The sequence below is a fragment of the Bacillus songklensis genome, from assembly GCF_042649685.1.
Classification (GTDB): domain Bacteria; phylum Bacillota; class Bacilli; order Bacillales; family Bacillaceae_H; genus Bacillus_BA; species Bacillus_BA songklensis.
The window spans coordinates 236,080-250,129 of the sequence record NZ_JBHRZT010000020.1 but is presented as its reverse complement, the minus strand read 5'-3'; the positions used below and the strand labels follow the sequence as shown (position 1 = coordinate 250,129).

Genomic DNA, 14,050 nt, shown 5'->3' with positions numbered 1-14,050 from the left:
AAACATGTGAAGTGGTTCTTTTGGTACAATAAAGAGGAAAGGGTGAGAAGTCAATTGAATTTTTTGTCCACTATTATCTTATATTGTTTGAATGAGTTTAAAGGGGAAAGGACGGTATTTGGAATCTACCATTTGTTGACAGGGAAAAAGTCAGCCCAAACCATCCAGGACGGGAAATTATATCGAATTTCTCAATTATTTCAAAGCTTTCCTTATTTAAAAAAAGAAACTTTTGCTCAATATGTCAAACGGTTAGAAGGTAAAGGGTACATAGTAGAAAGAGAGCAGGCAAAATGGATACTGACACAAGAGGGACAAGGATATTTACAGGAACAGCTGGATCGATTTCCGCTATCTCCCTATTTAGACGGATGGCGTTATATGAATGTAAGTTTATTGTTTTTATCACGGCTTACACTCTTGATTCAAACCCTTTCTCACTTAGTGTATCATGAAACGTACTTTTTGCCTGTTACCCATGATATGAAGGTGCTAAATTGGACAAAAGGTTTTCTGAAACGACAAAGACTGTCCAGATCGGATTTAGCAAGGCAACTGTTTTATGAGTTATCCGTTTGCCTGGAGAGACGCCATTCAACAGAAGCTGATCTTTTCGTTCTCCAGTTTTCAGGTTTTAAAAGAGCTGGTCTTACAAAAAAGCAAATAGCCGACTTATATGGAATGGATGAACATCGGGTTCATTATTTACAAGTGAGTGTACTGCATTTTTGTTTGCAAAAAATAATGGAAGATGAAAAGGCTTTTCCGATTCTTGCTTCACTCATTCCGGAAGCCGCCTCATCCGTTCCGCTTACCATCTCGACCATGAAAACCCTTGAGTTATTAAAGCAAGGGAAAACGATAGAGGATATCACAGCTATTCGTCGATTAAAACAAAGTACCATTGAAGATCACCTCGTTGAACTTGCTCTATTTGTTCCAGATTTTTCAATTGCGCCATATGTATCGGATCAGTTGCAGAAAAAGATTATGACAGTGATTGAACAGGCACAAACAAATAAATTAAAAGATATTAAAGAAGCACTTCGTGAAGAGGCAACGTATTTTCAAATTAGAATGGTATTGGCAAGGTATTTTGGCTAGGGAGGTACTATAAGTGCTGAAAAAGACGGCAATCAAGTTTTAAACCAAAATGAAACGTCAAGGAACCATTGGATTTCGCCAATTTTTCATGGCGGTTCATTTTCAATTCTACTCATTCCATGTCTTTGGAAGTATAATGAAAGAAAAAGATGAGTAATATTTGGAAAAGCGGTGATAGGTTGAACATCGATGAAGTGTTAAAACAGAGATTTGGTCATAGTCAGTTTCGCTTAGGTCAGCGTGAAGTGATAGAGACGGTTTTGGACGGAGAACATGTGATTGCAGTTTTGCCCACGGGAACGGGGAAATCTTTATGTTATCAACTGCCCGCTTATATCTTACAGCAGCCCGTCCTAATCGTCTCTCCTCTTCTTTCGCTTATGGAAGACCAAGTACAGCAATTAAAGGCAAAAGGGGAAAAACGGGTTATCGCATTGAATAGCTTCTTATCTAAAAGCGAAAAACAGCAAGCACTAGAGCGGTTATCTACTTATCGATTCATTTATGTATCACCGGAAATTTTGCAAAATCCTTTTATTATTGAAGCGCTAAAAAAGGTGAACATCGGGTTATTTGTCGTAGATGAAGCTCATTGTATTTCACAATGGGGACATGATTTTCGCTTGGATTATTTACAACTGGGGGATGTGTCGGAATCCTTGGGACGGCCGACTTGTCTGGCTCTTACAGCTACAGCTACACCAGCTGTCATTGATGATATTATGACCCAATTAAAGCTTGCGGATGTCAAAAGGCTCATCTACTCGGTGGACCGTCCTAACATTGCTTTACAGGTACAGCGTGCAGAAGATTTCGAACATAAAAAGGAACTGTTGTTGCAATACGTGCGAAAATTAAAATCACCCGGAATCGTTTATTGTTCCAGCAGGATGTGGACAGAAACGCTGGCGTTGTTTTTAAAGGATCACGGCATAAAGAATGTCGCATTTTACCACGGGGGAATGGAACAAGACCAGCGCATGCTGATCCAGCACCAGTTTCTTCAAAATCAATTAAATGTTATTTGCTGTACAAGTGCATTTGGAATGGGGATTAATAAGCCCAACATCCGCTTCGTCATTCATTTTCATTTACCTATACAAATGGAAGCTTACTTACAAGAGATTGGACGGGCAGGCCGTGATGGGAGTGACAGTCTTGCAGTTTTGCTGCACAGTGAGAAAGACGATGAATTGGCTTATTCCCTCATGGAAATGGAACTTCCTCATCCGGATGTAATTAAGGAAGTATTATTATATATTAAAACTTTTCAGCGCTCATCGTATGAAAGAGTAGATTTATCTTTGCTGGAGCAGCATCTTTTACAAATAGCTCATATCCATGAGGTGCATTGGCGTTTTATCCGTTATCATTTAGAGAAAAACGGCGTGATTCACCATCGTATTGTCAAAACAGATTTTAATGTTGAGAAATTAACATGGGTCATTGCCAGGGTAGTGGCTGAAAGAATGGATCACAAGTATGCAAAATTTCGGGCAGTAAAACAAATGGTTGTCAATACGGATTGCCGTCGAGAGTTTCTTTTGCATTATTTTGGTCAGCAGCTCCAGAGAAAACCGGCGAATTGCTGTGATCGATGTGGGATAGAGTTTCTTCATTATGAAACAACCAGAAACGAACAAAAACAAAATCAATGGGAGTTTAAAGGATGGAAGGAGGAGCTTGCTTCACTTCTTCGTCAAAGTGAATAAGTACGTATGTTTAACAATCGAAAAGATATGATAAAAAACTTGACTGATCGAGAGCTGCTATTAAATTTATACATCACCCAAGCCCTGTTGCTTTTTATCGCTATTGTCATCGGAATATGGCAATACGATCATTTTTCCTCTTTTTTGGCGATTTGGCAATGGGATGTATTTGAATTGTTCGTTATCGGAGGAATAAGCGGTATATTGGTTGTCATCATCGATTTGTTTCTCATGAAGATTCTTCCAAAGGACTGGTATGATGATGGAGGCATTAATGAACGGATTTTTCAATATCGTTCTACGTTTCATCTGTTTATCTTATGTCTGCTCATCTCTCTTACAGAAGAAATTCTATTCCGGGGAGTGCTTCAAGCCCATTTCGGATTATTTTGGGCCAGCCTGATTTTTGCGCTGGTACATTTGCGCTATTTATCAAAGCTGTTTTTACTCGTTTCCGTAATGATCTTAAGTTTTTTTCTTGGTATTCTTTTCTGGTGGACGCACAATTTATGCGTCACAATCGTGACCCACTTTCTTATCGATTTTTTATTAGCATTAAATATTAAACGTCAAACCAAACAGAATCAAAACATCAGAGGTGATGATGGTGGAACATCGGGTGGATCGGCCTGAAAGAGAGCAATATCAAAGAAACTCCGAAAAAGAACGGAGAGAAGAAGCGGGACAGACGCTCCCGCCAAGAAGTAAAGTTCGCCGTGAAAAAAAGAAGAAGAGCAAGTTTAAACTGAAATATCCTCTTATTACTGTATTATCTATCTTCTTCATTTCTTTGCCCATCGTTGCCTACTTTGTTTATAAGAATTATGCTGCAAACCAGGCTGTGTTGTTATCTTTTTCGCAAGAAGAGGATGAAACCGGGTATGAGGTCGTTGATTTTGCGGAACCATCTGATGTAACCGTCATACCCCAAAAAGAAAAGGAAAAACCGGCTCCTGAAATCAAACAAAATCAATCGGCTCCTTTAAAGGAGCAGGCAAGGCAAAGCGAAACTGTTTTTCCTAAAGAACAGCAAGAGGAGAAAACAGAGGGTGGAGAGGAGCAAAAATCTTCATACAAAATTATTAAACATACTGTTCAAGGCAATGAAACGTTATTTAGTATCGCCATGAAGTATTATAATGATGTGAAAGGGACAAAGCTCATCCGCAAATGGAATAAATTGGAAAACGGAAAACTTAGGCAAGGACAAGTGTTAAGTATCCCAATTAAAGAAAGTGGATCTTCGAATTAATTTTAATAAATTATGAGACAACCTCATATGCTGTACTGTAAGTACGGAGGTGAGGGGTATGGATGATCAAATCAAACAGTTAAACCACTTAACGGATGAAGTGGCGAAACAGATGCTGCAAAGTGTTGTCGATAAAAAACGGAAATTCGATAAGGTGAATGAAAAAGAAAGACGAATTCGATGGTTATTGCTCGGTTGTTTAGGTCTTATATGCATCTATTTATTTTTCTCTTTTCAACAACTGTCACTCATTACTTATCGTTCAGTGATTTCATTTGTACTTTCAAGCTTTTATCATTTATTCATGATATTGATTGTTTTTTCTCTATACTATTATTTGCTGCAAGTTCGAAAAAAAAGCGAGAAGGTTGAAAAGGAGTTTCATGATCTCCGCTGTGAAATCATCCAAAAAAGCTCTGATTTATGGAGAGGGGACGAAAAGTGGGGAGAGCGGAAGCATGTCTTCAGCATGATGAAAAAGGAATTTGACGTGAATCTGTATTATGAAAATAAGTAAATGATAACAAAATACATGAAATCCCCTTTCTTTTCATAAAACTTTATAAAGAAAGGGGTTTTTTATCATGCTAAGAAAACTGATGTTACTAGCAGTGGCTACGGCAAGCAGTTATTTGTTTATACAATGGCTTCCTGTACCTAAACCAATCTCCCTGGCACACATCATCCTTGCTTTGGTTATGGATCCGCTTCATTATTTTGTCGCGATGGTCGCCTTTTTTCTCGCTTTTCTATCTCACTCTATATTGATAAAGTCCGTAGTAGAAGAAACGTACTCGTTTATGAAAGGGAGGCAGGTGCGCTGGGGAGAGGCGGTTATTTGCTACGGGGCCGCCTGCAGTTTTTGGTTTTTATGGCAGGCAGGGCAGTGGCAAACCATCCTCATATTATGTTTTTCTATCGTTTATGGTATGATTTCAGTAGATTTAAGAAGGAACCAGGTTGTTGATACACATTATTAGGAGGCAGTATGGAATTTTTTGTTTTATTGTTTTTTTTCTTGATAGGGCTTATATTTTATATGTTTGCGCAAGCGAAACGCAACAAAGTAGTAGAGCATCATTTAGCATTTAAAGAGTTTCCTTCTACCTTTGGGGAAGTTCGTATTTTTTTTATTTCAGATATTCACCGCCGCCATGTTTCCAAAAAGCTTTTAGAGCAAGTAAAACGGAAAGTTGATTTTGTGGTTATGGGCGGGGATATAATAGAAAAAGGGGTACCTTTTGAAAGAGTGCGGGAAAATTTGCGAACGCTGAAAAAGCTGGGTCCCCTTTATTTTGTTTGGGGCAACAACGATTATGAGGTCGATTTTCATCAATTGGATGCCCTTTTATTAGAGGAAAACGTAAAAATATTGGATAATACATCTGCTTTATTTGAGTCAGAAGAAGGAGAAATGCTCGAACTTCTCGGTGTGGACGATGTCTCAAAAAACCGGGCACATCTTCATTTGGCTCTGGCAGACAGTCAGCCAGGAAGCTTTAAAATCCTCATCTCCCATAATCCATCCGTACATAAAAAGGTGAAGAAAGAAGACGGCATCGCATTGATGCTAAGCGGTCATACACATGGAGGGCAAATTCGCCTATTTGGGTTCGGACCTTATGAAAAGGGTGGAATCAAATCATTAGAACATACTACCTTATTTGTAAGCAATGGTTACGGTACAACAGGGGTCCCTTTCCGTCTTGGTGTGCCAGCCGAAGCACATGTGATCGTCATAACAGGCGAGAAATAACTCCCAATGAAGCTCGGGACGTACAAGCGAAGGCATTGCAACAGGGCGTTACGGTTTTAGCCTTGGGTCCTTTTGACGTTTCGTCGCAAATTTGGCCTTCAATCTTTTAACAAAACATATACAAATTTTACATAAAAATGGTATTGTCCTATAATTCATATAATGAACAATATGGTGCAGTTGGAGGTTACACATGGCTTCTAAAGAAGGCAAATACAATATTAAAGCAATCTCTAATTTGGTGGGCATTCAGCCCGGGACCCTTAGGGCCTGGGAAAGACGTTATCAAATACTGAGCCCTGTTCGAAATGAATCGGGGCATCGCTTATATACAGAACAAGACTTAAAAGTGCTAAAATGGTTAGTGGAAAAAGTAGACCAAGGCTTTACAATCAGCCAGGCAGTCGCATTGCTTGAAAGTGAAACAACAGGCATCCAGGGCGATATAAAGGAAGATAATGCCGATTCTCCGAAGAAAATAAGGGATGAACTGCTGCGCTTATTACTAACGTTTCAAGAAGGTAAGGCTCAGGAGCTGATGAATCAGGCATTCAGCTTGTATTCTGTCGAAAAAGTGGTGATTGATATTTTAGGATCATTGCTTGTAACTATCGGTGATCTATGGGAAAAAGGAAAAATCACAACGGCACATGAACACTATACCAGTCAACTTTTACGAACGCGCATTAGTATAATTATGCATTCGCTGCCATCAAACGAATTGCTTCCAAAAGCTATTGCAGTATGTGGACCTAATGAACATCATGAAGGCGGCCTTCTCATTTTCACTTTATTTTTGAGAAGAAAAGGCTTTGAAGTAATCTACTTAGGGACAAGTATCGCAGAGGGGGATATTCAGTTGATTGTAGAAGAAGTGAACCCAGGGTTTCTATTTATGTCTTGTTCTATGCGGGAAAACGTGGAAAAAACGGTAAAAATCGCTCAACATGTAGCACAGTTGCACCCGTCGGTAAAAATCGGCCTGGGAGGTGCGGCTTTTTCATATGTACCAGCAAAAGAGAAAGAAGCGATGGAACCATTTTTGCTCGGGGATACGAAGGAAAAATGGAACGAATGGCTAAATAGTAAATTAGCGGAGCTTGAAAACGGATAGTTGTCTTTTCAAAAATAAACAGGTAAACTCGTAATAAAATAGAAGAACCTTATTGCATTTTTTTCATATACTACATTGTCTAGGTCAGCGCTGATTGGTGTAAGCAGGGAGGGTGAAAAATGAGGCTTGAACGTTTAAATTATAACAAAATCAAAATCTTTTTAACGTTCGATGATTTAACAGAACGAGGATTGACGAAAGAAGATTTGTGGAGAAACTCATTCAAAGTTCAGCAACTTTTTCGAGAGATGATTGAACAAGCATCCGATGAACTTGGATTTGAGCCGACTCACTCTTTATCTGTTGAAGTGTTCTCCTTGCAAGCACAAGGAATGGTTGTGATATTAACCACTAAGAATGAGGCTGTTGAGGAATTTGACGAAGAATACATGGATGATTTTATTGAAATGCAGGTTACATTAGATGAAAGCACAGACGTTTTCTTTGAGTTTCATTCCTTTGAGGATCTCATTCAATTAGCTCATAGACTCTCCCCGCTAAACGTGGACGGAGGCACAGTGTATTCCTTTAATGATCGCTTCTACTTATTAATGGATTTTGATACGTATGCTTTTGGAAATACGGAAGATTTGATTGCGATACTAGCGGAATATGGAAGCCCTTCAACCATTACCAAATATCGCGTTCATGAGTATGGCAAAATTTTAATTGATTATGATGCTTTACTGTATATTAAACAAACATTTTCTTTATAAAATGGCTTTGTTAAAGAACAATCCTGATATTAAATCAGCTAATAAATAAAGCCGGCCGAGAAACGAAGATTGATTTTTCGGCTGGCCTTATATTTTTTGCTAATAAGAAAATATAAATAAATACGCCTTAAAACTTATAAGAAGAAATGAAAGCATATGTGTGAAAGGGTTTGGCCCATGTTAATTTTTTAACTTATAAAAAAAGTTGGATTGCGCGTTGGAGTTTTCCAGTTCCGAAAGCCAAACCGTACGGTCATTTCCCTTCTTCCTGCGGAGTCAAAAAGCGACTCCTTCTCAGAAGTTCCAATGCCCTATCGGTTTAAGCGGGCTTTCTGTGCTTTTCTTGTATATTTACGATTTTTTTTATAATATTGGAAGCGTTTACAAAAGCATATTGGAAAATAAGAAAACTTAATTTTTTTCTTTGCATAAATTATGGAAAGGTGTATACTATGTCATGAAAGAAGCACCATTCAACATATAATTTGAACGATTCTAGGAGGTTCACAGATGGTAGCCGACAATACTCAAAATCAGCAGAACATACAAGAAGAAGAAAAACACGATGTTTTAAAATCAACACAAACTGTTATACATAGAGCTTTAGAAAAACTAGGCTATCCTGAGGAAGTTTATGAGTTGCTAAAAGAGCCGATTCGCATGATGACAGTTAAAATACCTGTTCGCATGGATGATGGGTCTGTTAAGATCTTTACTGGTTATCGCGCTCAGCATAATGATGCTGTAGGACCAACAAAAGGCGGAATTCGCTTTCACCCTCATGTAACTGAACGTGAAGTTAAAGCGCTTTCAATATGGATGAGTTTAAAATGTGGAATTGTAGATTTACCATACGGCGGCGGTAAAGGTGGAATCATATGTGATCCGCGTAATATGTCGTTTGGCGAGTTAGAGCGTTTAAGCCGCGGGTATGTAAGAGCTATTAGCCAAATCGTAGGACCAACGAAAGATATTCCGGCTCCGGACGTATTTACAAATTCGCAAATTATGGCCTGGATGATGGATGAATACAGCCGAATCGATGAGTTCAACTCACCAGGATTTATTACAGGTAAACCGCTTGTATTAGGCGGTTCACACGGCCGGGAAACAGCAACGGCGAAAGGCGTGACAATATGCATTCGTGAAGCTGCAAAACGACGCGGGATCGAATTGAAAGGAGCTCGTGTCGTTATTCAAGGCTTTGGAAACGCAGGTAGTTTTTTAGCGAAATTTATGCATGATGCAGGAGCGAAGGTAATTGGTATTTCCGACGCATATGGTGCACTTTATGATCCGGCCGGTTTGGATATCGACTATTTATTAGATCGCCGCGACAGCTTCGGTACAGTCACTAAATTATTTAACAACACGATCACTAACAAAGAATTACTGGAACTGGATTGTGACATTTTAGTACCTGCTGCCATCGAAAATCAGATTACGGAAGAAAATGCTCACCATATTCACGCAAGCATTGTTGTGGAAGCTGCAAATGGTCCAACAACGCTAGAAGCCACGCGAATTTTAACAGAACGCGGCATTTTGCTTGTGCCTGATGTTCTGGCAAGTGCAGGCGGTGTAACCGTATCTTACTTTGAGTGGGTACAAAACAATCAGGGTTACTATTGGACTGAGGAAGAAGTAGAAGAGAAGCTGGAAAAAGTAATGGTTAAATCTTTTACGAATATTTATGAGACCGCTCAAACACGTAAAGTGGATATGCGTTTAGCCGCTTACATGGTAGGGGTACGCAAAATGGCCGAAGCGTCCAGATTCAGAGGGTGGATTTAATATAAGAGTCAAAAAAGGGATGTTTGAAGGGGAAAGCCTTGAAACATCCCTTTTTTCAATGTATATGAAAGTATAAGTTGCACTCGGTTTAAGCGGACTTTCTCCGCTTTTCTTATCTTCACTTCAAGCAAAGTAACTTACATGTTCTCCTTCTTTCGATATAATATATAAAGTGAGTGTTACACTAATAAAGAAAGTGTGTTGTGCGTTTTAAAGGAGTGACATAATAAGTGAAGGAAGAACAAGTTGTTATTGTGGGCGGAGGGCCGTGCGGATTAGCGGCTGCCATCGCTTTGCAGGATATAGGAATTGATGCGCTGGTTATCGAAAAAGGAAATATCGTCAACGCCATTTATCATTATCCGACTCACCAAACGTTTTTTAGTTCTAGTGAAAAATTAGAAATCGGGGATGTTGCTTTTATAACAGAAAATCGTAAGCCGGTACGCAATCAGGCATTGTCGTATTATCGTGAAGTGGTGAAAAGGAAAAATCTTCGCATTCAAGCGTTTGAAAGAGTAAATAGTGTAGAAAAACAAGAAGACGGAATATTTGTGGTGCAAACATCAAAGGACACATATAGAGCAGGCTATGTCATTATTGCAACCGGGTATTATGATAACCCGAATTATATGAATGTACCGGGGGAAGATTTGCCTAAAGTTTCCCATTACTTTAAAGAGGCACATCCATATTTTGACAAAGATGTAGTCGTAATCGGCGGGAAAAATTCAAGTGTGGATGCAGCACTTGAGCTTGTTAAAGCAAGTGCACGTGTTACTGTGTTATATCGAGGCAATGAATATTCGCCAAGCGTCAAACCATGGATTTTGCCTGAATTTGAAGCGCTTGTACGACATGGCGTCATTATAATGGAGTTTGGTGCGGTTCTCAAAGAAATTACAGAAAATGCTGTGACATATATAAAAGACGGCAAGGAGAGAACGATTCAAAATGATTTTGTCTTTGCGATGACAGGCTATCATCCAGATCACCAGTTTCTTATTAAAATGGGTATCGGAATTGACGAAGAAACAGGAAGACCTTTATATAATCCGGAGACGATGGAAACGAATGTAGACGGAATTTTTATTGCGGGGGTTATCGCAGCCGGCAACAATGCAAACGAGATTTTTATTGAAAACGGCCGCTTTCACGGTGGGATGATCGCAAATCGAATTCAGCAATTGATGAATGATTCAAACTTGTGAACAGGACAGAGGTAAAAAAACGCTCCTCCATATTATAAAGGAAACTTCCATCAGTGGAGGTCTTACTGCCCGTTAATGCGGGATAAAAATCTTTTAGGGAAGAGAATGGTCTGTTCCCTAATTTTTAATGAGCTGATGACTTCATCAGCTTTTTTTTGTTATAATGGCAGATATATGAGTAAGATTAATTAATCACTATAAGTATAGATGGGTGAGAAGAATGCGCAAAGTAGTCTTATTAACAACCGGGGGAACTATTGCAAGTAAACCCAATAAAGAGTCAGGGCGTCTTGCATCTGGAGCAATATCTGGAGAAGAATTGGCATCAATGTGTAATTTGCCTGAGGACATTGAAGTAATTGTTGAATCGGCATTTCAAAAGCCAAGTATTCATTTGACTTTTGAGGATTTAGTTAAATTAAAGGATAAGATTGACCACTATTTTCAAGATGAAAGTATCGATGGTATAGTTGTTACTCATGGCACTGATACACTAGAGGAAACGGCTTATTTTTTAGATTTAACTATAGAAGATGAACGAACAGTGGTTATTACGGGCTCACAACGTTCTCCAGGGGATTTGGGGAGTGACGTTTACATCAATATAAGGCATGCGATTTATACAGCTTGTGCAAAAAAATTAAGGGGCGCGGGAACTGTTGTTGTATTTAACGAGAGGATTTTTCCTGCAAAGTATGTAAAAAAAGAACACGCTTCTAATATTCAGGGTTTTAACGCTTTCGGTTTTGGTTATTTAGGTATCATTGATAATGATGAGGTATATGTTTATCAAAAACCGATAAGAAGGGAACATTACGAATTAGTAAAATCCCTGCCTTCGGTGGATATAATTAAATGTTATGTTGAAGCTGATGGTAAATTTATTAAAGCAGCTCGTGAAAGTGGAGTGAGGGGGATTGTTCTCGAAGGAGTCGGTCGGGGGCAAGTTGCTCCTAAAATGATGGATGAAATTGAAAAGGCATTAGAAGATGGCATTAAAGTAGTCATTACTACAAGCGCTGAGGAAGGTGCAGTTTATACTACATATGATTATAAAGGAAGTGCTTATGACCTTTATAATAAAGGTGTAATACTGGGAAGCGACTATGATTCAAAAAAGGCAAGAATAAAGTTGGCTGTTGCTTTATCATCTGATATTTGCGATATTAAAGAGATTTTTGTATAAGGGTTTGCCCGAGGGCTGCCAGGCCGTTTAATCAACCTTTATATATAAGGAATGGGACATGATCGGTTTTTTGGGTCATGTCCCATTCCTTTTAAACTATTTATAAGTTCATAGAAACGATTCTTCTCTATAAATCCAACTTAATTTTTAAACCTTTGTTACCGGTCCTTCTTCTATTTGCGTCTTTCTGTTTTTTCATCTTGAACAAGCTTACAAAGGTTCTCGTATAAGCGGCTGACAAGAACCCTTAATGTCGATTGGCAGCCGCTTATGCGTAAATCATTTGCGTGGATGTTTTTTATCCACGTCAAATGATTTATGTGGATTTATATAGCAATAACTGATACGATTAGAAAAAAAGAGGAAATGAGGCGCGATTATGTTGGCAATCATTTCTGCGGGAATTGCCCCCAGTCTTGCGCTGTTGAGTTACTTTTATCTAAAAGATGAATATGAAACAGAGCCAATTTCTATAGTCTTGAAAACATTCATTTTCGGTGCCATGCTAGTGCTTCCGATTATGTTTATTCAATATGTATTAACAGAAGAGCATGTACTCATGTCTCCGTTTGTACAGGCGTTTTTGGCAACGGGCTTATTGGAAGAGTTTTTTAAATGGTTTATTTTGTTTTTTACCATTTATTCACATGTTGAGTTTGATGAGCATTACGATGGAATTGTATACGGAGCAGCTGTATCGCTTGGATTTGCAACGGTCGAAAATATTTTCTACCTGTTCGCAAATGGTCTTCATACCGCCTTTGGCAGAGCTGTGCTTCCTGTTTCGAGCCATGCATTGTTTGGCGTCATTATGGGGTATTATTTAGGAAAAGGAAAGTTTTCGAGCAATAACCAAAAAAAGAAATGGATTGGATATTCTTTGGCTGTTCCTGTGCTCTTGCATGGTATGTATGATTACATTTTAATGACAATTGATAACTGGACGTTTTTAATCATTCCATTTATGGTGTACTTATGGTGGCTGGGTTTGCGGAAAGTAAAACAAGCGAAAAAACTATCGATTTAGAAAGCGGAAAAATCGTTGTTTCCCTATTAAAAAGCAGGGGGAACGGCGATTTTTTATTTTGGTCTTCAGATGATTAATACTTGTTGTTTGATGTTTATCCAAATCATTGATTTTATGCTGTTTAAAGGAAAGGTTCATTGCATGAGGTTGGGTTAAAAGGAGTTTTTCCTCTATTAATCCAACCTCGTTGTATAAAATAACATTCTTTACAAAAAATACTCTTATCATAACTTATGCGTGATATAGGGGGTACTTATATGCGATGGTTTAAAAGCAAAAAATTTCTCTATGCAGTATGCAGCTTTGCTGCAAGTATAGCACTTTTCTTTTCAGTTCACGGCGAAAGACATTGTGCCCATGCTTTTACAAATCAAGTCATTCAACATGGAGCAGTAGGGGACGATGTTATCGAATTGCAATCTCGGCTTCAATACATTGGGTTTTACAATGGTCCGATCGACGGTGTATTCGGTTGGAGTACTTACTGGGCAGTCCGAAATTTCCAATATGAATTTGGCATGGACATCGACGGGCTAGTAGGAGCAGAAATGAAAAGAAAGCTTGTCGCTAAGACAAAATACAATGAAGGATTTGTAAAAAGGCAGATTAATAAAGGAAATAAGTTCACTCATTATGGCGGCACTCCGCTAAATCAGCAAGCCAAGGAAAGCAAAAAACAAGGAACCGCACAACAACCAGCAAGAGGCGGGGCCCCTGCAGCCCCTGCTAAAAAACCAACGGCCAGAGGAAACAACCGTGCAGCCAGAATACCTCAAAAGCCAACCTCAGTAAATGTGCCAAACGGTTTTTCGCAAAACGATTTGAAAATTATGGCTAATGCGGTTCACGGGGAGTCACGCGGAGAACCATATATAGGACAAGTGGCGGTAGCTGCTGTTATTATCAACCGCATAAACAGCCCTTCGTTTCCTAACACAGCAGCAGGAGTGATTTTTGAACCGGGAGCCTTTACGGCGGTAGCTGACGGACAGATTTGGCTTACTCCAAATGAAACATCGAAAAAAGCCGTATTGGATGCATTAAACGGCTGGGATCCAACGGGAAATGCTTTGTATTATTTTAATCCAAACACCGCGACGAGCGCATGGATTTGGTCAAGACCGCAAATTAAACAAATTGGGAAGCATATTTTCTGTAAATAAAGAGGGGTGAAGAAG

The 14,050-nt window shown here is 39.0% G+C and carries 14 protein-coding genes; all 14 read left to right on the top strand.

Translation table 11 applies throughout. From position 1 onward, the window contains the following. Positions 1–42 precede the first annotated feature (42 nt). The 14 genes from ACFOU2_RS04250 to sleB all read left to right on the top strand — a co-directional run bounded on the left by ACFOU2_RS04250 (position 43) and on the right by sleB (position 14,035). On the top strand, positions 43–1,104 hold the full coding sequence (locus tag ACFOU2_RS04250; RefSeq protein WP_377912521.1) for a helix-turn-helix domain-containing protein: 1,062 nt from the start codon (positions 43–45) through the stop codon (positions 1,102–1,104). A 149-nt stretch (positions 1,105–1,253) separates the two neighbouring features. After that, positions 1,254–2,816: a RecQ family ATP-dependent DNA helicase gene (locus ACFOU2_RS04245; protein WP_377912519.1), complete on the top strand. Its 1,563-nt coding sequence runs from the start codon at positions 1,254–1,256 to the stop codon at positions 2,814–2,816. A 6-nt stretch (positions 2,817–2,822) separates the two neighbouring features. Then, complete coding sequence (locus tag ACFOU2_RS04240) at positions 2,823–3,449, top strand: CPBP family intramembrane glutamic endopeptidase (RefSeq protein WP_377912517.1); 627 nt, start codon at positions 2,823–2,825, stop codon at positions 3,447–3,449. Further along, positions 3,436–4,068, top strand: a complete 633-nt coding sequence (locus ACFOU2_RS04235) for a LysM peptidoglycan-binding domain-containing protein (protein WP_377912515.1) — start codon at positions 3,436–3,438, stop codon at positions 4,066–4,068. The genes ACFOU2_RS04240 and ACFOU2_RS04235 overlap by 14 nt, the downstream gene beginning before the upstream one ends. Positions 4,069–4,126: 58 nt before the next feature. Beyond that, positions 4,127–4,585 (top strand): DUF2663 family protein, encoded by a 459-nt coding sequence (locus tag ACFOU2_RS04230; protein ID WP_377912513.1) that lies wholly within the window; start codon positions 4,127–4,129, stop codon positions 4,583–4,585. 67 nt (positions 4,586–4,652) lie between these two features. Continuing rightward, positions 4,653–5,048 (top strand): hypothetical protein, encoded by a 396-nt coding sequence (locus ACFOU2_RS04225; protein ID WP_377912511.1) that lies wholly within the window; start codon positions 4,653–4,655, stop codon positions 5,046–5,048. 8 nt (positions 5,049–5,056) lie between these two features. Beyond that, positions 5,057–5,824, top strand: a complete 768-nt coding sequence (locus tag ACFOU2_RS04220) for a metallophosphoesterase (RefSeq protein WP_377912509.1) — start codon at positions 5,057–5,059, stop codon at positions 5,822–5,824. A 193-nt stretch (positions 5,825–6,017) separates the two neighbouring features. Further along, positions 6,018–6,938 (top strand): MerR family transcriptional regulator, encoded by a 921-nt coding sequence (locus ACFOU2_RS04215; RefSeq protein ID WP_377912507.1) that lies wholly within the window; start codon positions 6,018–6,020, stop codon positions 6,936–6,938. A gap of 119 nt (positions 6,939–7,057) precedes the next feature. Then, complete coding sequence (locus tag ACFOU2_RS04210) at positions 7,058–7,654, top strand: genetic competence negative regulator (protein ID WP_377912505.1); 597 nt, start codon at positions 7,058–7,060, stop codon at positions 7,652–7,654. Positions 7,655–8,164: 510 nt separating this feature from the next. Further along, positions 8,165–9,448, top strand: a complete 1,284-nt coding sequence (locus tag ACFOU2_RS04205) for a Glu/Leu/Phe/Val family dehydrogenase (RefSeq protein WP_377912503.1) — start codon at positions 8,165–8,167, stop codon at positions 9,446–9,448. A gap of 230 nt (positions 9,449–9,678) precedes the next feature. Further along, positions 9,679–10,659: a YpdA family putative bacillithiol disulfide reductase gene (locus tag ACFOU2_RS04200; RefSeq protein WP_377912501.1), complete on the top strand. Its 981-nt coding sequence runs from the start codon at positions 9,679–9,681 to the stop codon at positions 10,657–10,659. Between the two features lie 220 nt (positions 10,660–10,879). Further along, positions 10,880–11,845, top strand: coding sequence for an asparaginase (locus ACFOU2_RS04195; protein ID WP_377912499.1), 966 nt, complete (start codon positions 10,880–10,882; stop codon positions 11,843–11,845). A gap of 379 nt (positions 11,846–12,224) precedes the next feature. Beyond that, the gene (gene prsW, locus ACFOU2_RS04190) at positions 12,225–12,872 is read left to right on the top strand and encodes a glutamic-type intramembrane protease PrsW (RefSeq protein ID WP_377912497.1); all 648 of its coding nucleotides are present in this window, start codon (positions 12,225–12,227) and stop codon (positions 12,870–12,872) included. 257 nt (positions 12,873–13,129) lie between these two features. Further along, the gene (gene sleB, locus ACFOU2_RS04185; protein WP_377912495.1) at positions 13,130–14,035 is read left to right on the top strand and encodes a spore cortex-lytic enzyme; all 906 of its coding nucleotides are present in this window, start codon (positions 13,130–13,132) and stop codon (positions 14,033–14,035) included. Positions 14,036–14,050: the final 15 nt, after the last annotated feature.